At 60.0% G+C, this 22,840-nt stretch carries 35 protein-coding genes; 30 read left to right on the forward strand and 5 right to left on the reverse strand.

Going from position 1 to position 22,840, the window contains the following annotated elements; genetic code table 11:
* Positions 1 to 48 precede the first annotated feature (48 nt).
* Genes WNY37_RS16885 through WNY37_RS16980 form a run of 20 tightly spaced genes read left to right on the forward strand, consistent with a single transcriptional unit; the run spans position 49 to position 14,401 of the window.
* Complete coding sequence (locus WNY37_RS16885) at positions 49 to 810, forward strand: hypothetical protein (RefSeq protein WP_342974570.1); 762 nt, start codon at positions 49 to 51, stop codon at positions 808 to 810.
* Positions 807 to 1,580, forward strand: coding sequence for a hypothetical protein (locus tag WNY37_RS16890; protein WP_342974571.1), 774 nt, complete (start codon positions 807 to 809; stop codon positions 1,578 to 1,580). Before WNY37_RS16885 ends, WNY37_RS16890 begins: the two co-directional genes overlap by 4 nt.
* Positions 1,577 to 2,362 (forward strand): hypothetical protein, encoded by a 786-nt coding sequence (locus WNY37_RS16895; RefSeq protein WP_342974572.1) that lies wholly within the window; start codon positions 1,577 to 1,579, stop codon positions 2,360 to 2,362. Before WNY37_RS16890 ends, WNY37_RS16895 begins: the two co-directional genes overlap by 4 nt.
* Positions 2,359 to 3,141 (forward strand): hypothetical protein, encoded by a 783-nt coding sequence (locus tag WNY37_RS16900; RefSeq protein WP_342974573.1) that lies wholly within the window; start codon positions 2,359 to 2,361, stop codon positions 3,139 to 3,141. The genes WNY37_RS16895 and WNY37_RS16900 overlap by 4 nt, the downstream gene beginning before the upstream one ends.
* Positions 3,138 to 3,917 (forward strand): hypothetical protein, encoded by a 780-nt coding sequence (locus tag WNY37_RS16905; RefSeq protein WP_342974574.1) that lies wholly within the window; start codon positions 3,138 to 3,140, stop codon positions 3,915 to 3,917. Before WNY37_RS16900 ends, WNY37_RS16905 begins: the two co-directional genes overlap by 4 nt.
* A complete protein-coding gene (locus WNY37_RS16910; protein WP_342974575.1) occupies positions 3,914 to 4,642 on the forward strand; it encodes a hypothetical protein in 729 nt (242 codons plus the stop codon). Before WNY37_RS16905 ends, WNY37_RS16910 begins: the two co-directional genes overlap by 4 nt.
* Positions 4,639 to 5,346: a hypothetical protein gene (locus WNY37_RS16915; RefSeq protein WP_342974576.1), complete on the forward strand. Its 708-nt coding sequence runs from the start codon at positions 4,639 to 4,641 to the stop codon at positions 5,344 to 5,346. Before WNY37_RS16910 ends, WNY37_RS16915 begins: the two co-directional genes overlap by 4 nt.
* Positions 5,343 to 6,086: a hypothetical protein gene (locus WNY37_RS16920; protein WP_342974577.1), complete on the forward strand. Its 744-nt coding sequence runs from the start codon at positions 5,343 to 5,345 to the stop codon at positions 6,084 to 6,086. Before WNY37_RS16915 ends, WNY37_RS16920 begins: the two co-directional genes overlap by 4 nt.
* Positions 6,083 to 6,865, forward strand: coding sequence for a hypothetical protein (locus WNY37_RS16925; protein ID WP_342974578.1), 783 nt, complete (start codon positions 6,083 to 6,085; stop codon positions 6,863 to 6,865). The genes WNY37_RS16920 and WNY37_RS16925 overlap by 4 nt, the downstream gene beginning before the upstream one ends.
* Positions 6,862 to 6,987: a hypothetical protein gene (locus tag WNY37_RS16930; RefSeq protein WP_342974579.1), complete on the forward strand. Its 126-nt coding sequence runs from the start codon at positions 6,862 to 6,864 to the stop codon at positions 6,985 to 6,987. Before WNY37_RS16925 ends, WNY37_RS16930 begins: the two co-directional genes overlap by 4 nt.
* Positions 6,984 to 8,042: an SMP-30/gluconolactonase/LRE family protein gene (locus WNY37_RS16935; RefSeq protein ID WP_342974580.1), complete on the forward strand. Its 1,059-nt coding sequence runs from the start codon at positions 6,984 to 6,986 to the stop codon at positions 8,040 to 8,042. Before WNY37_RS16930 ends, WNY37_RS16935 begins: the two co-directional genes overlap by 4 nt.
* Before the next feature lie 4 nt (positions 8,043 to 8,046).
* Positions 8,047 to 8,784, forward strand: a complete 738-nt coding sequence (locus WNY37_RS16940; RefSeq protein WP_342974581.1) for a hypothetical protein — start codon at positions 8,047 to 8,049, stop codon at positions 8,782 to 8,784.
* A complete protein-coding gene (locus WNY37_RS16945; protein ID WP_342974582.1) occupies positions 8,781 to 9,554 on the forward strand; it encodes a DUF6090 family protein in 774 nt (257 codons plus the stop codon). The genes WNY37_RS16940 and WNY37_RS16945 overlap by 4 nt, the downstream gene beginning before the upstream one ends.
* Positions 9,551 to 10,303, forward strand: a complete 753-nt coding sequence (locus tag WNY37_RS16950) for a hypothetical protein (RefSeq protein ID WP_342974583.1) — start codon at positions 9,551 to 9,553, stop codon at positions 10,301 to 10,303. The genes WNY37_RS16945 and WNY37_RS16950 overlap by 4 nt, the downstream gene beginning before the upstream one ends.
* Positions 10,300 to 10,788, forward strand: a complete 489-nt coding sequence (locus WNY37_RS16955; protein ID WP_342974584.1) for a hypothetical protein — start codon at positions 10,300 to 10,302, stop codon at positions 10,786 to 10,788. The genes WNY37_RS16950 and WNY37_RS16955 overlap by 4 nt, the downstream gene beginning before the upstream one ends.
* The gene (locus tag WNY37_RS16960) at positions 10,785 to 11,546 is read left to right on the forward strand and encodes a hypothetical protein (protein WP_342974585.1); all 762 of its coding nucleotides are present in this window, start codon (positions 10,785 to 10,787) and stop codon (positions 11,544 to 11,546) included. The genes WNY37_RS16955 and WNY37_RS16960 overlap by 4 nt, the downstream gene beginning before the upstream one ends.
* Positions 11,543 to 12,313 (forward strand): hypothetical protein, encoded by a 771-nt coding sequence (locus tag WNY37_RS16965; protein ID WP_342974586.1) that lies wholly within the window; start codon positions 11,543 to 11,545, stop codon positions 12,311 to 12,313. The genes WNY37_RS16960 and WNY37_RS16965 overlap by 4 nt, the downstream gene beginning before the upstream one ends.
* Complete coding sequence (locus WNY37_RS16970) at positions 12,310 to 13,074, forward strand: hypothetical protein (RefSeq protein WP_342974587.1); 765 nt, start codon at positions 12,310 to 12,312, stop codon at positions 13,072 to 13,074. Before WNY37_RS16965 ends, WNY37_RS16970 begins: the two co-directional genes overlap by 4 nt.
* Positions 13,071 to 13,832: a hypothetical protein gene (locus WNY37_RS16975; RefSeq protein WP_342974588.1), complete on the forward strand. Its 762-nt coding sequence runs from the start codon at positions 13,071 to 13,073 to the stop codon at positions 13,830 to 13,832. The genes WNY37_RS16970 and WNY37_RS16975 overlap by 4 nt, the downstream gene beginning before the upstream one ends.
* Positions 13,829 to 14,401 carry a hypothetical protein gene (locus WNY37_RS16980; protein WP_342974589.1) on the forward strand — a complete coding sequence of 191 codons (573 nt, stop codon included), beginning with the start codon at positions 13,829 to 13,831 and terminating at the stop codon, positions 14,399 to 14,401. Before WNY37_RS16975 ends, WNY37_RS16980 begins: the two co-directional genes overlap by 4 nt.
* A 16-nt stretch (positions 14,402 to 14,417) precedes the next feature.
* On the opposite strand, the gene WNY37_RS16985 is transcribed toward WNY37_RS16980, so the two are convergent.
* Positions 14,418 to 14,726 carry a hypothetical protein gene (locus WNY37_RS16985; protein ID WP_342974590.1) on the reverse strand — a complete coding sequence of 103 codons (309 nt, stop codon included), beginning with the start codon at positions 14,724 to 14,726 and terminating at the stop codon, positions 14,418 to 14,420.
* 43 nt (positions 14,727 to 14,769) lie between these two features.
* Here WNY37_RS16985 and WNY37_RS16990 point away from each other — a divergent pair, with 43 nt between their 5' ends.
* The 3 genes from WNY37_RS16990 to WNY37_RS17000 are packed head-to-tail and all read left to right on the forward strand — an operon-like array spanning position 14,770 to position 15,722.
* Positions 14,770 to 15,060, forward strand: a complete 291-nt coding sequence (locus WNY37_RS16990) for a putative quinol monooxygenase (protein WP_342974591.1) — start codon at positions 14,770 to 14,772, stop codon at positions 15,058 to 15,060.
* 6 nt (positions 15,061 to 15,066) lie between these two features.
* Positions 15,067 to 15,513, forward strand: coding sequence for a MarR family transcriptional regulator (locus WNY37_RS16995; RefSeq protein WP_342974592.1), 447 nt, complete (start codon positions 15,067 to 15,069; stop codon positions 15,511 to 15,513).
* Entirely contained in the window at positions 15,510 to 15,722 is a 213-nt protein-coding gene (locus WNY37_RS17000) for a hypothetical protein (protein ID WP_342974593.1), read from the forward strand. The genes WNY37_RS16995 and WNY37_RS17000 overlap by 4 nt, the downstream gene beginning before the upstream one ends.
* A gap of 66 nt (positions 15,723 to 15,788) precedes the next feature.
* Here WNY37_RS17000 and WNY37_RS17005 read toward each other — a convergent pair whose 3' ends face one another.
* Positions 15,789 to 16,559: a vWA domain-containing protein gene (locus tag WNY37_RS17005; RefSeq protein ID WP_342974594.1), complete on the reverse strand. Its 771-nt coding sequence runs from the start codon at positions 16,557 to 16,559 to the stop codon at positions 15,789 to 15,791.
* Positions 16,560 to 16,773: 214 nt separating this feature from the next.
* On the opposite strand from WNY37_RS17005, the gene WNY37_RS17010 reads away from it, so the two are divergent.
* Both WNY37_RS17010 and WNY37_RS17015 read left to right on the forward strand, forming a co-directional pair.
* Positions 16,774 to 17,025, forward strand: a complete 252-nt coding sequence (locus WNY37_RS17010; RefSeq protein WP_342974595.1) for a GlsB/YeaQ/YmgE family stress response membrane protein — start codon at positions 16,774 to 16,776, stop codon at positions 17,023 to 17,025.
* Positions 17,026 to 17,174: 149 nt separating this feature from the next.
* The gene (locus WNY37_RS17015; protein ID WP_342974596.1) at positions 17,175 to 18,416 is read left to right on the forward strand and encodes an argininosuccinate synthase; all 1,242 of its coding nucleotides are present in this window, start codon (positions 17,175 to 17,177) and stop codon (positions 18,414 to 18,416) included.
* Between the two features lie 9 nt (positions 18,417 to 18,425).
* Here the strand turns inward: WNY37_RS17015 and WNY37_RS17020 are convergent, their stop codons facing one another.
* From WNY37_RS17020 to WNY37_RS17030, 3 genes are all read right to left on the reverse strand, one after another.
* A complete protein-coding gene (locus WNY37_RS17020; protein ID WP_342974597.1) occupies positions 18,426 to 18,932 on the reverse strand; it encodes a GcrA family cell cycle regulator in 507 nt (168 codons plus the stop codon).
* Positions 18,929 to 19,237, reverse strand: a complete 309-nt coding sequence (locus tag WNY37_RS17025) for a helix-turn-helix transcriptional regulator (protein ID WP_342974598.1) — start codon at positions 19,235 to 19,237, stop codon at positions 18,929 to 18,931. Before WNY37_RS17025 ends, WNY37_RS17020 begins: the two co-directional genes overlap by 4 nt.
* Before the next feature lie 413 nt (positions 19,238 to 19,650).
* Positions 19,651 to 19,953 (reverse strand): GIY-YIG nuclease family protein, encoded by a 303-nt coding sequence (locus tag WNY37_RS17030; protein ID WP_342974599.1) that lies wholly within the window; start codon positions 19,951 to 19,953, stop codon positions 19,651 to 19,653.
* Between the two features lie 120 nt (positions 19,954 to 20,073).
* Here WNY37_RS17030 and WNY37_RS17035 point away from each other — a divergent pair, with 120 nt between their 5' ends.
* From WNY37_RS17035 to WNY37_RS17055, 5 genes are all read left to right on the forward strand, one after another.
* Positions 20,074 to 20,208, forward strand: coding sequence for a hypothetical protein (locus tag WNY37_RS17035; RefSeq protein ID WP_342974600.1), 135 nt, complete (start codon positions 20,074 to 20,076; stop codon positions 20,206 to 20,208).
* Positions 20,209 to 20,312: 104 nt separating this feature from the next.
* On the forward strand, positions 20,313 to 20,687 hold the full coding sequence (locus WNY37_RS17040; protein WP_342974601.1) for a hypothetical protein: 375 nt from the start codon (positions 20,313 to 20,315) through the stop codon (positions 20,685 to 20,687).
* A gap of 135 nt (positions 20,688 to 20,822) precedes the next feature.
* The gene (locus WNY37_RS17045; RefSeq protein WP_342974602.1) at positions 20,823 to 21,239 is read left to right on the forward strand and encodes a hypothetical protein; all 417 of its coding nucleotides are present in this window, start codon (positions 20,823 to 20,825) and stop codon (positions 21,237 to 21,239) included.
* An 89-nt stretch (positions 21,240 to 21,328) separates the two neighbouring features.
* A complete protein-coding gene (locus WNY37_RS17050; protein ID WP_342974603.1) occupies positions 21,329 to 21,829 on the forward strand; it encodes a GNAT family N-acetyltransferase in 501 nt (166 codons plus the stop codon).
* A gap of 111 nt (positions 21,830 to 21,940) precedes the next feature.
* Positions 21,941 to 22,840: a hypothetical protein gene (locus WNY37_RS17055; protein ID WP_342974604.1), complete on the forward strand. Its 900-nt coding sequence runs from the start codon at positions 21,941 to 21,943 to the stop codon at positions 22,838 to 22,840.

Below are 22,840 nucleotides of genomic sequence, written 5' to 3' on the forward strand. Positions count from 1 at the left end.
GCCGATACAGAGAATAGTCAAGTATCGGGGATCCGGGGGGACAACTAAGTGTTGCTGAGGCGCCTGAGCCAGCATGTAAAAAGCCAGAACTGGTTCGCCGTCGCGCTCGATTTCGTGATCGTTGTGCTCGGTGTCTTCATCGGTCTGCAGATTTCAAACTGGAATGACGCCCGCGCCTTCGACCAGCTGGAGCGCAATTATCTCGTCCAGCTGAAGGACGAGGTCGCCCTGAACCGGCGGGTGACGGAATACCAGATCGTCTATGTCGATACCGTGGTCGAATCCGGGAAGCGCGCGCTCGTCTATCTTGAAAGCGACCAGCAATGCGAAGACGACTGCGCCGACCTGCTGGTCGATTTCTTCCATGCCAGCCAGGTTTGGGGCGCGCCGCGCACCCTGACGATTTTCGAGGAAATGGAACGGCTCGGCCTGCCGCGAGATGCTGAGAGGCGCCAGACGCTGCTGGACCTGTACCGCTTTCTCGAAGGCTGGGATGTCGTGAACCTGTCGCCGCCAGCATATCGGGAATCCGCACGCGGTTACTTCTCGCCCGAAGTGAGCGAGGCCCTGTGGCGCAATTGCATGAGGTATCCCGATGGCGACGTCGAAGAGCTGGTGCGCGATTGCGTCGACGACTTGAGAGCGATGGATACTTCTGCAGTGCTTGAAGACATGCGCGCTTCGCCCGACCTCGCCAATCATCTCCGGTTCTGGATCGGCCAGAATGTCACCGCGCAAGTCCTGTTGCCCGACGCACTTGGGTACTCTGACTCTGCTCAAGCGGCCATTGATGAGGCGCTTGCTCAATGATCCTCCAGCGCCTCGCCACCTCCATCCGCAAGCAGGACTGGTTCACCGTCCTCATCGAGACCCTCATCGTCGTGCTCGGCGTCTTCCTTGGTATCCAGCTTGGCAACTGGAATGCCGCGCGGGCCGAGCAACGGCTGGCGGAAAGTTACACCGTCCGGCTCATCGCTGATCTTGAGCAGGATTTGTCTGCTTCCCGAAGGCTGACCAGCTATTATGACGCCGTGACGCAGAGCATTGTTGATGCCGACAGGATGTTGTCGCTGACCGATCCGGACCCCAAAGCGCTCATCGTCGCGGCCTACAGGGCAAGTGAGTTCACGTACACCCCAAAGAGACGCGCAACCTGGGACCAGATTGTCTCATCCGGCGATCTCGACCTCCTGCCGAACGACATGATCGCTAGCGGTCTGTCCGACTATTACAAATTCGACGAAGCCGCAGACGACACGATATCGCGCCTTCAAGACACGCCGTACAGGCTAAGCGTGCGGTTCCTCGTGCCCTTGCCCATCCAACTCGAGATCCGGGACGGGTGCAGTGATGACATCGAAGAGAACTCGAATATCAACGGTTTTGTCGCCGAGTGCCGGATCGCGGTCGACGATTCGCTGCTGGAGGACACAGCTAGCGCCTTGCTGGAGTCCAACGACTTGCAGAAGGCGCTACGCTACCAGTACTCGATGGTCGCGGCGGTGCAGGTCAACAATCGCGGCGACGTTTTCGCTCTGAACCAGCTGCTGGCTGCGCTCAAGGAAGAGACAGCCCCATGATCCTCCAGCGCCTCGCCACCTCCATCCGCAAGCAGGACTGGTTCACCGTCGCGATTGAGACGCTGATTGTGGTGTTCGGTGTGTTTATCGGTTTGCAGGTGAGTAACTGGAATGAAGCTCGAAATGAGCGGATTGAGGAACGGGATATTTTCAAGCGTCTGATCTTGGAAGGTGCTGCGGAAGAGGCCGAACTTGTTCGTCATCGCGCCTATCACGTGAACAATCTCGGCGAAATCGCCGAGTTGGTTGCACGGCTTGAAGATCCGGAGCGATGTGGCGATTACTCAAGCGAGTCCAGCAAGCGGGTTTTGCTCTCCATCGGCGATTTTCCTGAGCCAAGGTTAGCTTTCTCAACGGCGCGCGAGCTTGTCTCAACTGGCCGGATTGCGCTTGTGTCATCTGATGAGGTCAGGATTGGGTTACAAGCGACGCTTGTGCAGGCGGAATGGATCGAAAGAGCGTGGCAGAGATATTTGCCCCTGAAACAAGCAGCCGAGGATGTCTACATGGCCGCGGGCCCCGCCTACACCAATCCAATCGAATGGACCCTCGACTATGACCTACCGTATGAGGACTTCTTAAAGTCCGTGGAGCTCCGCACGCCAGATAAACTCTGTAACCGGCCAGACCTTGTCGCCCTCGCATCGAATGCGGCGACCAGCCAGGCGTTCTATGTTGCGAAAATAAACGTGCTGGCTCGCAAGTTATCGGCTTACCGCGCTGAGCTATCGGCAACTGCGGAAGAACGGTTTGGATCGGAATTTGTCGGAGAGGCCCCATGATCCTCCAGCGCCTCGCCACTTCCATCCGCAAGCAGGACTGGTTCACCGTCCTCATCGAGACACTGATCGTCGTGCTCGGCGTCTTTCTCGGTATCCAGCTCGGCAACTGGAACGAGTCGCGCGCCGACCTGCGCAGGGGCGCTGAATTCACCGAGCAGCTGCGTGAGGACCTGCGAATGGAAGCCTGGGGCTATGCGCGCCTCATCGAGTACAATACCGACGTACTCGCGGCCGCCGAAGCGGCGGTCAGCGCACTCGAAGGCAACAGCGAACTCTCAGACGAGGCTCTCCTGATCAATGCCTATGTCGCCACGCAATACCTCAATCATCATCGTAGCAACGCGACTTATGAAGAAATCAAGTCAACCGGTGCGATGGGACTGGTTGCGGACAAGGACCTGCGCGACCTTGCAGCAAGGATGTACACGACTCCCATTTTTACGGTGATCCAGCAGGAAGGCGCTCAGTCCACGTACCGCGCGAGGTTCAGAATGATCGTCCCGAGCCAAGTCCAGTCCGCGCTCGCAAGGGCCTGCGGTGACCTGGTCGGGGAACGGGGAAATTTTGAGCAGATAAAGGACATGATTGGATATCCCTGTGAGACCGGACTGGCGCCGGATGTCATTGCCCGGTCTGCGGCGATCCTGCGGTCAGACGACCTCCTCCTTCAGGAGCTGCGACGGCGGGTGTCGGACCTCAAGACCGCGCTCGGCAACCTGCTGCAGAACAGTGAGGATATTCTCGAAGGTCTGCGCAGCCTCGTGGAGGAAATGCCATGATCCTCCAGCGCCTCGCCACTTCCATCCGCAAGCAGGACTGGTTCACCGTCCTCATCGAGACGCTGATCGTCGTCTTCGGCGTGTTCATCGGTCTGCAGGTGAATAACTGGAACGCCGAACGGGAGGCCCGCGCCGACGCCGATGACCTGCTGGCGCGCATGCGGGTCGAGGCGCAAGAGGCGCAGACAGACATGGCTGAGTATCAATCCCAGCACGCCCTTATTCTGGACCGGGCGATCCGATTTTCCGTCCGCCTGACTGAAATAGAGCGCTGCCTCGCCATGGACGACGAAACAAAGGAGCTACTCCTGTCAGTGGGTGACTTCCCGCCGCCGCGCTTTTCGCTCGCGACGGCCAGTGAAGCCATCGGCTCAGGGCATCTGGCGGTCGTTGGCTCTGAAAATGTCCGTGAAGAGGTGCGCCGGATCATAGACGAGATGACCTTCATGGACAGGCAGTGGCAGCGTTACATCAGGATCAAGCAGGACACCGAATCGGCGATCTACACCGCTTCGGGGCTTAGCCTGACAACCGATGAAACACTTGAGTTTGATCCGGGCGACGATATGTGGGCCGGTCTGGACCAGTTTCGCCTGCAGACCCCGGAAGGCGTTTGCGGCAAACCGCAAATGATCGCCTTCGCCTCCAACGCCGCAGCCACGCAGCACGTCTACACGCAATACATCGAACAGGTGTCGGACAAGCTCGATGCCTATGCCGCGCTTCTGGCGGGCGAGGCCGGAACGACGCATGAGACAGGCGAGGCCGCCCCATGATCCTCCAGCGCCTCGCCACCTCCATCCGCAAGCAGGACTGGTTCACGGTCCTGATCGAGACGCTCATCGTGGTTCTCGGTGTCTTCCTCGGTCTCCAGCTTGGCAACTGGAATGAGGCGCGGCTGACGGACACCCAACGTGAACTTATCGAGACTCGCCTGCTGAATGATTTCGTGCTGATGCATGAAGATGTGATTGCGGCGGCTAAAGGCCATGCCGCCATCATAGAATCCCTCCACGTGCTGCGGGGAGCGATCGAGCGCGGGCAGGCCTTTTCCGAGGAAGATGCCGCGATCAAACAGGCCCTTATGCGGGGGTTCAGCTACCAGTCTCCTATCCACCGCTCCGGCACGTTTCTTGAGCTTCTGTCCAGCGGACAACTGGAGCTGATCTCCGATGAGGAGCTGCGCGTCGCTCTGTTGCGCTATGACACGCGGGCGCAGCGCGTGCTGTTCAATCTCGACCAGATCAGAAACTACATGCACACGAACATGCCCAATCTCAATGCGTACAAGGATCCAGCGCCGCTAACCCGGGACGAGCATGGACGGATCGTTCTGAGTCCGGTCCAGGGATACGACATTGAGGGGATGGCAAGTGACCAGGCGTTTCGCGATGCTTTGGATCTGCTGATCGAAAACCAGACCTGGATCCAGATCAACATCGCCGGTCAGGAGGATGCGCTGGAGGACGTGCTTGTCGTTCTGCGGGAGCCGACACCATGATCCTCCAGCGCCTCGCCACCTCCATCCGCAAGCAGGACTGGTTCACCGTGCTCATTGAGACGTTGATCGTGGTGTTCGGCGTCTTCATCGGTCTGCAGGTCAATAACTGGAATGCGGAGCGCCACGGCCGCCTCGACGAACAGGCCCTGATTGGACGGCTGGCGGACGAGTTCACGACCCTCGAAACGGTTGTCCTGCAACGCACGGAACGCGCCGAACGGCTCGTCGCGGACACGGCCGAGCTGATCGAGTGTGTCAGGCAGGACGAGGTGCCTGCGGACGAGGCGCGGACGAAGGACATGCTCCGCGTCGCCCTGCTCCTGTACAATGGGCAGGTGCCACCCCCGACGTCTTTTTCCGATGCCCTGCAATCGGGCCGGATCGGCAGTCTCAGAAATGACGCGCTGAGGCAGGCGCTCTATGACTACCAGATCTCGACCGACTGGTGGTCGACCGTTCGCGGTCCCGCCCCGTCCCAGATCGACCCCGATTCCAGGCTGAGTCAGGCCGTCACACAATCGGCAGAGAAGACGCGAGAGGGGTCGATACGGCCCGAAATTCTGAGCTACGACTGGGAAAAGGTGCGCGAGGCCGAGCGCGAACTGGTCGCCATTCATCACCACCAGGCCCTGCAGGCCGAAGCCTACCGCCTTGAACTGGCGGAGATCCGGCAGGTCATCGCCGTACTGGAACAATCGCCATGATCCTCCAGCGCCTCGCCACCTCCATCCGCAAGCAGGACTGGTTCACCGTCCTCATCGAGACGCTGATTGTGGTGCTGGGTGTGTTCATCGGTCTGCAAGTGAATAACTGGAACGAGACGAGACGCGAGCGCGCCTTTGAGGCGCAGATCATGGAGCGTCTCAACAACGAAGTGCCGGCGCTGATAGCGACGCGGTCAGCGGAGCGCGGTTTCACTGCCCACCGGAAGGCCGCGCTTGACACCGCCCTGGTCAAATTGTTCGCGCCCGGCAGTGATGAAGAACTTACAGATATGGAATGTCTGGCGATTGCGCTGTCGCACATCTATCCGCGTTCGCCCGATGATTTGACGGTGCTGGATGAGCTCAAATCCACCGGCCGCATCGACATTATTCGCGATGCCAACATCCGCGCAGCCCTGTCCGGTTTCGTGCTGGCGCGCGACGAGGGTCGCTCAACGCAGAGCGCTGTCAGCATCGACCTGCATCAACTCCCTGCCGAGTTTCATGACTTGTTGCAATCTTCGTTTGAGCCAGCCCCGGGCGAGAGCCTTGAAGACGCAGATGCGAGTTATAGTTGCGATACGGCCGGCATGCGCCAAGATCGGGCGTTTCTGACTAAGCTGGTCATCAATCGCCAGCGCCTCAAAACCTATTTCAAGACGGAATTCGAGGACGTGGACGCAACGCTCCAGACCTTGCGCGTCGCTATTTCTGGAGAGCGGGGGCAGACCGCCAGATGATCCTACAGCGACTTGCCACCTCCATCCGCAAACAGGACTGGTTCACCGTCCTGATCGAGACGCTGATCGTGGTGCTTGGTGTCTTCCTCGGTATCCAGCTTGGTAACTGGAATGCGGAGCGAGCCAATGCCAAGCTTGGCGAAGAGTATGTCAGCCTGCTCGCCCGCGAAACACAGGTGAACCTTGAAGGGACAAAGTCGCAGGCCGCCTATTACGATGCTGTCCTCGACAGCGTCATTCGCACAGACGAGTTGCTGCGCCAGACAGACCCGGACCCGCGTGATCTCATCGTCAACGCCTACCGGGGGACCGAGGTTTCCTACATTACCCCGGAGCGGGCCACCTGGGACCAGATTGTCTCCTCCGGCCATCTCAGCCTGTTGCCAAAAGACGCGGTCGAGTCCGGCCTTTCACAATTCTACGCCTTCGATACTGCGCAGGATATGTATCAGCTCGGTCTCAAGTCCACTTACCGCGTCACCGCGCGGCAGATCATTCCCATGCATATGCAAATTGCGATGCGGGAGACGTGCAGCGATCTTCGAGACGATGAGGGGAATATCCTCGGCTTCATGGATAGCTGCGATTTCGACGCTGATCCTGCTGAGATAGAGGCCGTCGCACTCGCCCTTCGCAGCGACCCCGCCGTCGCTGCCACACTGACCTATCATTACTCCATGGTTGTATCGGCGAAACTCAACCTGGGCGGTGTTGCAACATCGCTTGAGGATGCCCTCGCGCGACTTGGTTCGCCCGCGACACCGGAGGCGGCCCCATGATCCTCCAGCGCCTCGCCACCTCCATCCGCAAGCAGGACTGGTTCACCGTCCTGATCGAGACGCTGATCGTGGTGCCCAACGACATCGACATCCACCCTCTCCAAGGAAGGAAAACCCCATGAAATTTCTCGCGGCCTGCGTGACTTTGAGCCTGGTGACGGCCTGTGCGCACACTGATGAAATCCCGCCCACACCCGAATGGACATTCTCAGGCGAGAGTATGTTCTTTCCCAAAGACCGATCTCTGACGCATGCAGAGGATGGTGTGGTGCTCGCTGATGGAACCTTGCTGGTCGGAGATTGGGACCACGGATTGGTGGCTCTTTCTCCAGACGGGGCGAAACGTCCCTTCGGCGATTTTGCCGGCGCCGGGTTCAAGACCAAGCCTGCACCTGATTGGGGAAGCCCCAACGGCATTTCGTTCGAACCTGACGGGCGGCATGTGCTGGTCGCGGACATTACGACGGGTTCGATTTATCGCGTCGATAGCCAAACCGAAGCCACGAAACGCCTTTATGATCATCCGTATGGAGTGAATTCCGTTGTCCGGGATTCAACGGGCGCGGTCTGGTTCACACAATCGACCGAAAATCCGGAAGGCGACGGCTCCGAAGCGCGCATGTTCGCGGCGGTCGACGGAATGGGTGACGGGGCGGTTTTTCGCATCGCGCCGGATGAAGTCGGCAAGGCTGAGCCCATCGCGACGCCCATGGTAACAGGTCTTGATTTCGCAAATGGGATCGTGGCGGATGAACGCCGGGGCCGTCTTTATGTCAATGAAATCTCGGCCAACCGTGTCCTGAGTTTCCCTGCCGATTTTGCCAATGGCACTCTCGGAGACCAAGAGGTTCTTGCGACGATTGTCTCCCCTGACAATGCCGAACTTGATGAAGACGGCAATCTGTGGATCGCCTCCCCTTTCGGCAATGAAGTGGTGATCATCAATCCAGATACCGGCGATGTTACGCCTGTTTTCCAGCCGACGCCCGAAGCCAGCGCTGTGGTCAAGGCGGAAGTCCTCCGCAGGGTCGAGGCAGGTGAACCCGTCCTGCCTCTGCTGAGCCCCGACGTCTGGGGCCCTATGCCCGGACTTGTGACCGGGGTCATCCTGTCGCCCGATAACGGTCCTGTATATATCTCAGGCCTGGGCGATGCGCTCGTCAAGCTGGATAGATAACACCATGATCCTCCAGCGCCTCGCCACCTCTATCCGCAAGCAGGACTGGTTCACCGTCCTGATCGAGACGCTGATCGTCGTGTTCGGTGTCTTCCTCGGTATCCAGCTCGGCAACTGGAATGAGGCTCGGCAGGATCAGTCAGGCCTGCTCAGTGCTGTCGACCGTCTGAAGGGAGAGGCCGAGCTCAATCTGAAAATCGCCGATGGCGTGATCGAGCGTATTGATGATTTCGAAGACGGCCGGATCGCCGCAATGCGGGCCATTTCATCCTGCGATGCCAGCGAGGAGGCGCAGCGAGGTGTCGAAAGCGCCATTGAGGAAATGATGTCTGATCTCTCGCCCGAACTTGTCGATTTCAGTCTGACGGAGCTTGGCCGCCGGGACGAGTATCTCGACAGGCTGTCAGATGAGTTCCGCGAGGCGATGAACACCTATCAGGGCGATCTGGCGGAGGAGAAATCAGCGCTCGCCTCGAACAATGTCCTGCTTTGGGATCAGCATGTGATCAAGCACCCCGCAATTGGGGCTGAGTTTACGCCCGACGATCCGGAAACGTCCACAGTGCTGAAGCTACGGGTGCCGCTGGCCGAACTTTGCCTGGACGCTGAATTTCAACGGGAGTTCGCGGTCACCGCTGGCTTTGTCGAGTCCACGAAACTCCGCCTCAAGCGCTTCCAGACCCGGACACGAGATTATCTGGACGCCCTGCAGGACGAACAGGCGAGGCTCGACGCCAGATGATCCTCCAGCGCCTCTCCCAATCCATCCGCAAGCAGGACTGGTTCACGGTCCTCATCGAGACGCTGATTGTGGTGCTGGGTGTGTTTCTCGGTATCCAGCTCGGCAATTGGAACGAGGCCCGCGCGGGCCAGCGGCTGGGCGAGGAGTATGTGGAACGGCTGATTGTCGACCTGCGCGCTGATCTTCATGGCGCGCAGAACCTTGCTCACTATTACGCAGAAGTTCTCGAAGCCGTTATCGAGACCGACCGGCTGCTGTCGCTGCCCGATCCGGACGCCAAGGCCCTCGTCATCAATGCCTACCGCGCCACTGAAATCGCGCTATGGCCGCAGAGTAAGGCGACGTGGGAGCAGATCGTCTCATCCAGCCATCTCAGCCTGTTGCCTGACCGCGTCGACCTGGAGCCGCTGAACCTCTATTTCGGCTATGATCAGGCCTATGAGTCCTATGAGGTGCTCGAGAATTCAGACTATCGCAAGGTGGTGCGATCGATCATTCCAATCACCGTGCAAATGGAAATCCGTGCGGGCTGTAGCGACATCTTGGATGAGAACGGGAGTGTGAGGGGCTTCGTTGATCCATGCGTCGTCGACGTGCCGCCAGACGTCTTCGCCGCCACGGCTGAGCGCCTGAAATCGGACAGCCGGGTGATCGAAGCGCTCGGCTTCCAGTTTTCAGAGCTGCAGAGCGCCCTCAACAATCTCACAGGCAATGTCGACTACATCGAGAAGTCGATCAGCACTCTTTCTGACATCGAGGCTCCCGAATGATCCTCCAGCGCCTCGCCACCTCGATCCGCAAGCAGGACTGGTTCACCGTCCTGATCGAAACGCTGATCGTAGTGTTCGGCGTGTTCATCGGTCTGCAGGTCAACAACTGGAATGAGGCGCGGGCTGACGGCGTGGCTTATGACGAAGCCCTCATCCGCTTCGAGGCCGAGATCGAGCGGAACGCCGCCGAGCTGGAACGCGTCATCGCTGACCTTGCCATATCCCTTCCGCGTGCCGAGGCGGCGATCGAGACCCTTCAGGCTTGCAACGACGCCGATGGGGCAAAGGCGTTGATCGACGAAGCGATGCGATCGGCGCGGGGAACAGCAAGCATCCGGATGCGACGCGCCTCCCTCGATGCCCTCACAAGCGACCCGATTTTGCTGTCGCAGCAGACCAGCGCGGAGCGTCAGCGCTTTTCGGATCTCGCTTTCATGTTCGACCTGTTCGAGGTCGAGGCGGACTGGGCGGAGTTTCACCCACTCGACATTCCCATCGAGAACGTGCCCGTTCTCGGTATCGGCACGCCGCTGCCGCCACGTGAGACCGAATATGCAGGGCGGACGTATCAGTGGAACAAGAGCTATCCGCTTGTGCTTGCAGCGCCGCTTTCGGAGGCCTGCGAACAGGGCGATCTGATCAAGGCGCTGTTTTCCTGGCACCGCTGGCAGAACAATCTGACACCTCTTTCAGTGGGCGTGTTGGAAGAGCTCAAGGCGACCAAAACACTGCTGGAGGAGAGACGATGACCCTCGAACAGGCCGCCCTCGTTGCGCAGATCGTCGGTGTGGTGGTCGTCGCCGCCACCCTCATCTACCTCGCCATGCAGGTGCATCAGGGCGCGCGGCAGATGCGCTCCGAAGCCCGGCAGGCGCAGCTCACCTATGATCAGACGGGCGTCTACAAATTCGTCGACTTCCCCGAGCTTGGCCGCATCTTCTCGCAGACCGAAACACCCAGCTTCGAGGAGAAGACCAAGCTCTTCTTCTGGATGATCGGCCAGATGCGGGCACGCGAATATGAGTGGCTTCAATACCAGAACGGCGCGATCACAAAGGAGTCCTGGGAGACCTATCGGGGCGTGATCTATTTCGTCCTGGGCACTGAGAGGGGCCGCGCACTCTGGGAGGTCTGCAAAGGCTATTTCAATCCAGGCTTCGTCGAGACCGTAGCGGCGATGATGACGGGCGTGCCGCCAATCGACCTTTGGGACCAGCTGCAGGCAATCGAATGATCCTCCGCCGTCTCACCACCGCGTTTCGCAAGCAGGACTGGTTCACCGTGGCGGTGGAGACACTGATCGTGGTGTTTGGCGTGTTTCTCGGTTTGCAGGTTCAGCAATGGACGCTGGAGCGCGCCCGCAAGGATGGCGAAAGCGCATATCTCATCCGTCTCCACGGCGAGACCGTTCAGCTGCTCGACCGGCGCGCGAGCTATGACCAGAGCCGCACGACTTTTTCCGCCGACCTCGTCGCCGCCGTCAGGGTCTTGCAAGACACGTCCGCCGGTTCCGCATTGTCCCAGGCCCAGTGCGACGCCATTGCCGGCTCGTCTCACACGACCGTCCCCCCGGTCGACCTTCCAACCATCACCGAGCTGTTATCGACGGGCCGGCTTGACCAGATCAGCTCGCAGGCGATGCGTACCAGCATTCTGAACCTCACCCAGGATGCGGCCAGTGCCCGCGATCTCATTCAGCTCATCAGCGAGGAAAACCAGAATCTGGGCCGCGCCTTTCCGGCCCTCATGCGCTATGAACTCGGCGCTCCAGCCTTCGAACAAGACGATTACTGGCTCAGTCCCGATTGCGACACTGACGGCATGCGGGCAGATCCGGCTTTCCTGAACGCGCTGATCGACAACACTTACATGTACAACGTCTACACCGGGCGAGGAGTCCTGCCGGTCAGCCAGCGCGTGAAGGAGTTGCATGACGTCCTCGACGAGACGCTGGGCATTACCCATGCGAGCGAAGCCGGGGCGCAGCCATGATCCTGCAGCGCCTCGCCACCTCCATCCGCAAGCAGGACTGGTTCACCGTCCTCATCGAGACGCTGATTGTTGTGCTCGGTGTGTTTCTCGGTCTCCAGCTCGGCAATTGGAACCAGGAGCGTGGTGATCGGGAGCGGGAGGTACAGATCGTGGCGGACCTGCTTGCCGATCTGGAAACGGCGCGCGTCGAATACGCCAATGGGCTTGAATTCGGACTGCGCCGGATCAGCGCCGCCAATGCCTCGCTCACAGGGGCAGGATTGGCGCCAATCGAGATCGAGTTTGACATGTCCAATACAAGCCTCGTTGAATACGAGACCGCGACCGAGGACGCCGAAGGCACATCAATCGGTGATCCGGAGCTCATATGGACCGATGTGGTGATGGGCTACTATCCGACGCCGAGCTCCGCCGCTTATGATGCGATTGTCGGGTCGGGTGACATCAACATCATCCGCGACCGGAACCTGGTACGCCAGCTCATGTTGTACCGGGCCCGGAGCCTCGGCGTTGAAGCGCAGAACGCAAAGATCCTGCCGATCCGGGCCGAAGTCATGCGCATCGGCATGTCCTATGGTCTCGCGCCGTATGGCCGCGTGTCCAAAGATGAGTACCTCGCCCTCATTGCCGGTGAACCGGAACTGGCTGCCGCGATACGCTTGCAGGGCGCTTTTTCCGTGTTCCACTATGGGGACATCAAGAGCGCCGACGCGCGGGCCGCCGAACTAGAAGCGAGTCTCGAGGCATATCTGGAGGACAGGCAATGATCCTCCAGCGCCTCGCCACCTCCATCCGCAAGCAGGACTGGTTCACCGTCCTGATCGAGACGCTGATCGTCGTATTCGGTGTCTTCTTGGGTATTCAGCTCGGCAACTGGAACAAGGCCAACACCGACAAGGCAACCGAGCGCCAGATCCTGTCGCAGGTGCAAGCTGATGTCGAAGCGGCGGTAGCATTGAAGGCTGAATGGCTGGCCTCAATCACGGCACATCGTCAAAAACTGATTGAAGCGATCGACATTGTTCAGAACGAGCCTGAAACGGAGATGTTGGCCGATGAGGCGTGTCGCGCGATGTGGTCGTCCCACCTTCTGTTCTATCCGGTCGCGCCACTTGGCTCTCTGGATGAACTTCTGGACCGAGGCGGTCTTCACACGTCCAGGGCCAGAGCCCTGCGACCAGCTTTGCTGACATATCGCGATCACCGTGAGGTCATTCGGCAGCTCAACACTTCTCTGACCGGCCTTGCCAATCTGGGCGATACGTATAGCGATGCCTTTCCGCGCCGCGTGATGTCCCCAACCACGCGTGAGGCGGCTGTGATTGATCCAGCCGAAAAGCACGCCGCACGAGTTACCGATGCGACGTTTCAAACCGCATGCGTGCTGGACGTGATACGCGCCGATCAGACGATCCAGAACAAGTTACTGAGTAATCTCGCACGCACCGATGGTGTTTTGCAGCGCGTCATCATCGAGCTTTCAGCGCTGGAGAAAATTGAGGCGGATTTACTGGAGACCGCCCCATGATCCTCCAGCGCCTCGCCACTTCCATCCGCAAGCAGGACTGGTTCACCGTCCTGATCGAGACGCTGATCGTCGTGCTCGGTGTGTTTCTCGGTCTCCAGCTCGGCAACTGGAACGAGGCGCGAGCGTCGCGGGCGCAGGAGACCGAACTTCTACAGGCACTTCATCAGGAAATCGAGACGGGCATCCGCCTCACCGAACAGAAAGTCGATGCCATTCGCCAGGTCGTCAATGCCGGCAAGCGGTCCCTTGCCTTCCTTGAAGCCGGCGAGAGCTGCGGGGACGCGTGCTGGCCGATCCTGGTTGATTTCTTTCACGCCTCCCAATGGCAATCCATCGAGGTCGACCGGTCGACCTTTGACGAGATGCGCCGGCAGGGCTTTCCGCGGTCGCGGGAGATCATCGATGCCGTTGAAGGCTATCTTGCCCAGAACGCTACCCTGGCGATCACCAACATCCTGCCCGCCTATCGCTCTCGCGTGCGCCAGCTCATTCCGCTGGATGCGCAGGAGTTCTACTGGAACAATTGCTATTTTCTGGACGATGGCGCGGAAACCTACGACCTCGACTGCCCGAAAGGCGTCAGCGATGAGGCTGCCGCGCGCGCCGTCCAGAATATCGCCGATACGCCCGATATTGCCCTCCTCCTCACCGAATGGGCAGGTCTCCACAGCGCCACGCCGGCCGATCTTGAGGAGCAGAACAAGGCTGCAGCGCGCGCTCTGGAAGTCATAGAGGCTGAACTGGCGCGGCGCCGATGACCGGTTTCGACCTCGTCCTCCTGCTCCTCTCCTTCGTCTATGCGCTGGCGCTCGGGCACCTTCTGTCGCGGCTCGGCGCGCTGCTGGTGGCACGCGACCGGGTGCGCTTCTCCGGCCTTCTCGCGCTCGCCATGCTGAATGCCGTGACGCAGGTCTATATCGGTTGGCTCGCCATGTGGGACTTTCGCGACGTCGAGAGCTGGGATCTCTACACGATCACCCTCTTCCTCCTGTCGGCCATCCTGATTTATCTGATGTGCGTCGCCGCATCGCCGGAAACGCCGGACAACGAACCCGTCGACATGGAGGCGTTCTACTGGTCCAATCACCGGCTCTTCTACGGCCTCTATCTGGGCCTGCTCGGCACCTACATCGCGATGACGGCCGTCTATCTGATGACGCCGACGCCGGAGCTGGCGGTGCAACAGTCTCTCGGCAATGTACCCTTCATCCTCACCAGCCTTCTTGCGATCTTCATCTCCGCCCGCTGGGCGCAATGGATGGCGGGCCTCCTGATGTTTTTTATGTCGGCCGGCTGGGCCATCATCTTCAGCCACACGCTCGGCTGAAACAGGTCCAGCGGTTTCAGGCGCCGTTCGCCAGATACCCCACCACCGCAGGATGCAGCCGGTCGACCAGCGCGGCGCGGTCGGTCTCTCCGGCAAGCCCGGCCGCATCGATCATGCCGCGGCTCAGGGCGGCAACATCGCGCGTTGCAAGGTCTGCATGCTCAAAACCGCGCCCGCTAAGGATGGCCGCAAGCAGCGCTGCTATCTTCGCATTCGTCGCCTCTGTCTGCTGCTCGAGCGGCAGCCGATCAGCGGGAGGCCTTCCTGCGCGACGGCTGTCGATCCGCCAGAGCGCCGACACCTGCCCGCCTTGACGCTGAGTCACCACGCCCTATATAGTTATCATGATAACTACTTGGAACACACCAATGTCCCCCTTCTATCTCTTTGCTGAAATCAGCCCGAAGCCAGAGCACTTCATCGAGGCCCGCGACGCGGTCATGTCCATCGTCAAACCGACCCGCGAGGAACCCGGCTGCGAACGCTTCAACCTTTTTGAAAACGAGGCCGAACACCGTCTCTACCTGTTTGAGGAATGGCGAGACCAGTCCGATCTCGATGCGCACTATGAAAAGCCATACACAGCAGCGGTCTTCAGCAAATACGAAAACTGGCTGCTGCGCGCCCCCGCCATCTCCAAGATGCAGAAGCGGGCCTGATCTGACATGTTCTTCCTGAAGGACCTGCCATCGCTGGACATGATCGAACGCTATGCCGATCAGCACGCCGCTGGAAAGGCAAGAGAGATCGAGCGTACGCTGCACACGCTACGCGCGGCCAGCCGGCTTATCCGGTTGCTCGACGCCTATTTTGCCCGGCATGATTTCTCGCAGCTGCGGTTCCTGATCCTGATGGTGATTGATCGCGACACCCAACGTGACCGCTTCACCTTCTCGGAAATCGCGGCAAAGACCGACGTCTCCAAACCGGTCATGTCGAGGACGATGCGCAGCCTTGTCGAGAGCGGCTTGCTGGTTGAAGAGACAGATCCCGACGATGGCCGGGTCCGCCACTATTCAATCAGCCCTCTGGGCCAGGACAAGCTCGCTTCCCTCCTACCGGAATACTTCGCCTTGCTAACCTCGACAGCCGAAACGGAGGGCATTGCATGAAAGCCCGTCTCCTCCATCTCTTCCTGGTCTGGCTGACCGTCTATTGCGGGGTCACCGGGTCGCTTATTGTCCTGCAGGCGCTGGTCCCCGGCCTGCCGCTTGCGGTTCAGACCCTGCTTTTGACGTTGGTCCTCGTACCACTGATCCTGCTCGCCATCGGCCCCATGGCCGCCAAGCTTTCGGCCCGCATTTTCCCTGCGCCCCAATAGCAAAACCCCCGCTCGTTCAGGGCGAGCGGGGGCCGTGGGCACAAGGGCTTCCAAAGAGGAGCCGTATCAGTTGCCCTTGCGCTGTTTCACATCCTCTTCATTGGCGACGGCGCGGTCGTCGGCGTCGAACTCGATCTCGGCCTCCTCGCCCTTGCCATAGGAGCGTGACTTCTTGGCGAGGCGCGACATCGACTCCTGCATCGAGCCCTGGCCGATCGCCATCTGCTTGCTGGCCGACACACCGACCGCGTCGGCATCATCGAACTTCGCGAATTCAGCGCCTAGGAAGACAACTTCCCAGCCTTTCGCCTCGACCCGGTCGAGCGCGGCCTTTGCGCCGTCCTTGGTGATCTCACGCGACGAATTCTCTGCGCCGTCGGTCATGATCACGATGACGGCCTTCTCCGGATTGTCGGCTTCGGCGGTCGCCACGATGCGGCCGATGGCGTCAAACAAGGGCGTCATGCCGCGCGGGCTGACCTCATCGCTTGTCACCTGCGTCCAGGCGTCTGGCTGAACATCCTTGCGCAGCACGTCGTATTGCAACCCGTCCTGGGCATCGAACACAGCCAGCGTCACGGAGGTTTCAAGATCGTCAGTCTCGCCTTCTTCAGCTTCGCCAACGGCGGCGGCGTATGCGTTCACGGAGGTCAGCGCCTCGTCCCAGATCGAGGACATGGAGCCGGTACGGTCAAGCAGGATGTAGGAATGCACTTCATTGCCCCCTGTCAGTGTCGGTTGGGTCTGGTCTGGCGCAGGCGCCGGTTTGGCCGCGCAGGCGCCGAATGTGGCGGCAGCAGCGGCGATGGTCATTATTGCGGTCTTGCGGATCATCATGGTCTCCTCTTTCCCTCGAAGCCCCACCCTAAGGAGCTCCAGTGACAGAGAGGCTGCGCCCCGAATGAGGCGGCGAGGGGGCAGGTTTTAGGTGAAAGGTCGGTAATCTTCAGGCAGTCGCTCGCTCAACCCGTGAACGAATTAAGCGCGTATCGGTGGAACCATTACGGTCGTCGCTCGGTTATTCTTGCAACCACACAAAGGAGGGATTCCCATGGATCCGGTTGCAATTCTCATCTGGCTCGTCATCGGTGCCATCGCTGGTTGGCTTGCCGGCCAGGTCATGCGCGGCGCAGGCTTCGGCCTTCTCGGCAACATTGTTGTCGGCATTGTCGGCGCTGTTCTCGGCGGCGTCATCTTCGGCGCGCTCGGCATCACATTCGGCGGCATACTCGGCAGTATCCTCGGCGCCTTCCTCGGTGCCTGTATCCTGCTCTTCCTGATCAGTCTTGTGAAACGCGCCTGACACCCCTCTCGCCCGACACAGACTTTTAGAGCGCCCCGGCCAATGGCTGGGGCGTTTCTTTTTGACCAGACGCGCCGCTCCCCCTTGCAGCGAGCGTCATCGCACGCCATACCGCCGCCATTGATCTTCCTGCCCGATATGGAGCGCCCATGGCCCAGTCCACCACACCGCCGAAGAAAGTCGTCCTTGCCTATTCCGGCGGCCTCGACACCTCGATCATCCTGAAATGGCTGCAGACAGAGTTCGGCGCCGAAGTCGTGACCTTCACCGCAGACCTTGGCCAGGGCGAAGAGCTGGAGCCGGCCCGCAAGAAGGCGCTCGCCGCCGGGGTAAAGCCGGAAAACATCTTCATTGAGGATGTGCGCGAGGATTTCGTGCGCGACTATGTCTTCCCGATGTTCCGCGCCAATGCCGTCTATGAAGGCGTGTACCTGCTCGGCACCTCGATCGCCCGCCCGCTCATCGCCAAGCGCCAGATCGAGATCGCCGACATGGTTGGCGCCGACGCCGTCTGCCATGGCGCGACCGGCAAGGGCAATGACCAGGTCCGCTTCGAGCTTGGCTATTACGGCCTCAACCCGGACATCAAGGTCATCGCCCCGTGGCGCGACTGGGACTTCAAGTCCCGCACGGACCTGCTGAAATTCGCCGAATCCCACGGCATCGAGATCGCCAAGGACAAGCGCGGCGAGGCCCCCTTCTCGGTCGACGCGAATCTTCTGCACTCTTCCTCTGAGGGCAAGGTGCTGGAAGACCCGGCCGAGCCCGCCCCCGAATTCGTCCACATGCGCACGATCAGCCCGGAAGACGCGCCTGACGAGCCGGAGATCATCACCATCGGCTTTGAAAAAGGCGATGCCTGCTCGATCAATGGCGAGGAGATGTCGCCGGCGACCCTGCTCACCGCGCTCAACGCCTATGGCAAGAAGCACGGCATCGGCCGCCTCGACCTTCTGGAAAACCGCTTCGTCGGCATGAAATCGCGCGGCATCTATGAGACGCCCGGCGGCACCATCCTGCTGGTCGCCCATCGCGGCATCGAACAGGCCACGCTCGACAAGGGCGCGAGCCACCTGAAAGACGAGCTGATGCCGAAATATGCGGAGATCATCTATAATGGCTTCTGGTGGAGCCCGGAGCGCGAAATGCTGCAGGCCGCCATCGACTATTCCCAGCGCTGGGTCACCGGCGAAGTGAAACTCAAGCTATACAAGGGCCAGGCCTACCTGATCGGCCGCTCCAGCCCCTATTCTCTGTACCGGGAAGATATCGTCACCTTCGAAGACGACCACGGCGCCTACAACCAGAAAGACGCCGAAGGCTTCATCAAGCTGAACGCGCTACGCCTGCGGCTACTGGCCGGGCGCGACCGGAAGGCTGGGAAGAATTAGGGCTGCTGGCTAATCCGATTTCGAAAACGCCGAAATCGTGCGGAACAACCGCGCGGGAATTCCAGTGAATATAGCCGAGCACACAGAGACATATCCACGTACACGAATCCATTGCGCCGACTTGAGGTTACCCTCTGCAAGTGCCTCGTTGTACTCTTCCTGCATGTCTTGAATCGTTTGCTCGAGCACGGATTGAAAGAACCGCTTAGGAAACAAAACCTTCAGAAGCTTGGCCAGCCGGTATCCGGGAGGCGAAATGATTTTTGGATTTTGCGCGCGTTTTCTGGATCGAATCTCCTCCGCTTCGAGTTGGTTAGCCAACATCCGTACGTACATGACTTTGCCACTGCCCGACGTGATGCGTACGCTTTTTGTAACTCGACCCGAAAGACCAAGCCGATGAACAGCCGCAATCACTTGGTTCCGTGACCAACCATCTAACTGCGTCGCGATGTCGGCAGCGCTAAAACCATGCGCCCAAAGATCACGAATCTTGATTTCTTCTCGCTTGTTCATCGGGACCACGCTACTTGGTCGGAGCCCACATTCTGACTGCTCCATAATTCCAGAGCGTTCATCGCGCGCTGACCTACGCCGGTTACGCGGTAGCGAGGCCGCGGTTTACCTGAGACGGAGTTTTCGGCAGGTATTCTGGACGATACCAATCCTTTTTCTTCCAAACGCATCAACATCACGTAGACGCTTCCTCGTTTGATGCCGTCCGCTGCTCGAACGATCTGAAGCCCGTACAGTTCGCCGTGAGCGATCAGCACATCAAGTATCGCACGTTCTTTTGCTGAAATGCGGGGAAAGTCGGACAACATAGCACTCCTTTATGACTGAGTCTTACAAATATTAAGACTTAAGTGCAAGTCATTTTCGGCAGGTTGGTCGCATTCAGGCCGAATGGCAGACCCTGCCATTTGGCCATAGCCAGCCTCTTTCGATCTGATTTCGCCGGTCAAGGGCGCTTCGCGTCCGAAGGATTTCACCCTTGACCGGCGAAATCAGATCGGACACCGCGAAACCTCTCAACTGCGCCTCCCCGTGGCTTGACCACGGGGTCCATCTCCTGCCTTCGGGCCGAAGACTAAGGGCAGTGAGACCGATCAGCTTTGCCGCCCCGACAGCTTCGCCAGAGCCCCCGCGCCAACCGCCACCTCGGGAGATGGGCACCGCGATCAAGTCGCGGTGAGGCGCATGGGGCTAGGGAGCGACAAACCGCAAAAACCCCTCAATACGGCGTCAGCGAACCCGTCAGATCGTCCCAATCCGGATTGCTCTTCTCGATCAGGTCGATCTTCCACTGGCGTTTCCATTCCTTCATTCGCCGCTCGGCATGCAGCGCGGGCGGCATCTCAGGGAAGCGATCGAACCAGACCAGTCTGGTCACACCATATTTCCGCGTGAAGACGGAGCCCTCCCCGCTCTTGTGCTGGCCCATGCGCGTGATGAGATCGGCCGTCGAGCCGACATAGAGCGTCCCCATCTTTCGGTTCGCCAGCAGGTAAACAGCGATGAAGTCGTACTTTGCCACCTGGCTGTTCTTGCACCTTCGATTGAGGCGTCAAGCCACCCCCTACGCAATCTTACGGATTGCTGGCCTCGCGAGCAGGGCGCAGCGTTCGGGTCTAGCTGTCTGGAGGGAGACGCACGCATGGAAATCGGCAATCTCAGCATAGACCCGCTGGCCGTGATGGCGCTGATCGGGTTCGGGTCACTGGTCGCGATCACGCTCGGCCTGTTCATCTGGCTGTGGCGCAAGTCGGGCAAGAAACCGGGCGAGCTTTAAGCCCGTTCGGCCATCCTGAGCGAAGGCGGGGAGGAGCGAAGGCGCGTAAGGCGCTTTCACGCAAATCCATCCTCCCCCTTCGCTCACCGGCTATAACCGCGTCCATGTTCTCGCGCGCATGGATTCTCGACACTCTGTCCAGGCTGGAGCTTCGCTACTGGCCCATCTTCTTCTGGGAGATGCTGTGGGTGGAGCGCTATTACCGCGCCTATCGCGCCGCGAACCCTGTCGGCATTCTCGCCGTCGGCGTCACGGCCAAGGGCCGCCTTCACATCAAGCTTCAGGCGGCCGGCGACGCACCCGACCCGAATGACTGGACCGCGCACGCCCCGCGCGCGCCCTGGCTCGCCCTCGCGCCGGGCGCTGGCCTGCCTGCGCCACTCGCTGTCCATTCAGCCCACATCCTGCTGGCAGAGCGGGCAACCGGCCCTGCGTCCGTCGCGGCTGGCCACGCCGCTTTCCACCTCGAACCCGGTTAGGCCCGACACACCGTCAATTGAGCCCATTTACGCCGCAAGTCCCCGACTCTGCGGCCGCTCGTGCTGGTCGCGACTGGAACCGACATCCCCGTCATGTCATTGTTCTTGTGGACACTCCGTCCCTGGACCCAGCCCATGACCCTCAAGACAATTTACCTGACTGCCTCGCTCGCCTTCATCCTGGCCGGCTGTAGCGAACCCGCCGATGCGCCCGCGCCCGCCCCTGCCCCTGAAGAGAGCGCGGTGCAGCCCGCCGAAACCCCGGCCGCACCCGCTGATGATGGCTTCGTGCCCGTCACGCTCACCGGCTTTGAATGCGGCGACAATTGCTATGTCGAGATCATCGAGACCGAAGGCGACGCGCCCGAAATGGTGCTCTGCACGGCCGATATCTGCTGGGGAGACTGGCAGGCCGAAGGCTCTTTGCCGCCCGAACTCGACAACACGACGGCCGAAGTCAAATTCGACGTGGCCGACCAGGTCGACAATGAAGGCAATGTGATGGAAGCCGACATGCGCGCCGTGGTCGAGCTGCGGCTAATAGAAGAATAACAGCGCCGGACGCCTCAAGCGCCTGGAGTGGAACCGGCTCTATCGCGGCAAGTATTGACGGGCGTGCGCATTCTTCGCATGGCCTTTTCATGCCTATACGTCCCTATCGTCCGTCAGACCTTCCTGCTCTCTTTGCCATCAACCAGGCCTCGACGCCCGGTGTTGGCCATGAGGAGACCGCAGACGGCCTCAAGCGCTGGATCGACATATCGACCTGCCTCGTCGCCACGGATGAAGACGACACCCCGCTCGGCTTCATCACCCTGCTCGAGCCGTACACCAAGGCATATGCCAGCGACAATCTGCGCTGGATGGAGGACTGGATGGCGCGTGAGGAGACCGACATGGTCTATGTTGACCGGATCGCGCTCGCCGAGGCGGCCCGCGGGCAACGCATCGGACAGGCGCTTTATGCTGCTGCGTTCGAGCACGCACGCGGGCGCAAGCACATCACCTGCGAGGTCAATACCGATCCGGACAATCCCGGCTCCCACCGCTTCCACCAACGGCTCGGTTTCGTCGAGGTCGGCCGCAAACGCCACAAGCCCGACTATGAAGTCGCCTATTATGCGCGGCCATTAAAAGACTGACGGGCGATCCGGGGGCGCAATCTGCCAGCTGGCGTGGCGATTTTGTACAATCCTTGAGACTGCGATCCGCCTAGCTTTGGCGACCCTGTCGCCGAACCGAAACGAGCGCGCATGTCCCGAACCTTCCGCTTTGCCATTGCGGCAGCTGCCGTGTTTGCAGCAGCCTTTCCGGCGCTCGCCGAGGGCGACACCGCGGCGCCAGCGGCCTGTCCGGAAACCGTTGAACAGACCCTGTATCAGAGGATTTATTACCTTGTACGCGGCCAGACCAACGCACAGCAAACCTATGCGATCGCCCAGCAGGTCGAGGCCGTTTGCGCAGACCGGCCCGAGGCGCTCGGTCTTGCGGCGCTGATTTATTCAAACCTGTACAGTCCGGACGCGGATCAGCTCACACGGCACACACTGCTAGATGGAATCTGGCGCATCCAGATCGCGCAGGACAAGGTCTGGAACAGCGAAACCAACAAACGCATCCTGGTGCATGACCCGAACAATGTATTTGCGACGACCAGGCTGGATACGCGCGACAATCTCTATCTTATCTTTCAGAAAAAGGTCGTCCCAGAGCTGATGCGGCTACACGTCGAGGGGGCAGATGTGCCGATCTATGATGTGTCACAGCAACTCGAAACCTGTCCCTGGCCGATTGAACCCGCAGACAAAAGCCGGGCCCGCGACGAGGCATGGGGTCTCTTCAACGCCGTCCACGCGGATCGCTCAAAAGTCGATATTGAGGCCGGGGCGCACCGCTTGCGTGAACTCGGCCGGGTCTGCCCGGATCAGTCAGCCTATATGACAAGAATGCTGGCTGAGTATCTGGCTGCCGCCTCGCGCCTAGCTGCCAAAGACGGAGAGCTGGACAAGGCGAGGCAATATGCCAAGGGCGCGATTGAGGCTGGATTTCATCTGCTTGATGACATCCCGGGCACTGTCGGTGAGATGGCGTATCTGAAGGGTCAGACCGAGCTGATCATCAAGGAATTCCAGACCACCTATCCGGACCTTTAG

This window comes from Henriciella sp. AS95 (assembly GCF_038900055.1).
Classification (GTDB): Bacteria; Pseudomonadota; Alphaproteobacteria; order Caulobacterales; family Hyphomonadaceae; genus Henriciella.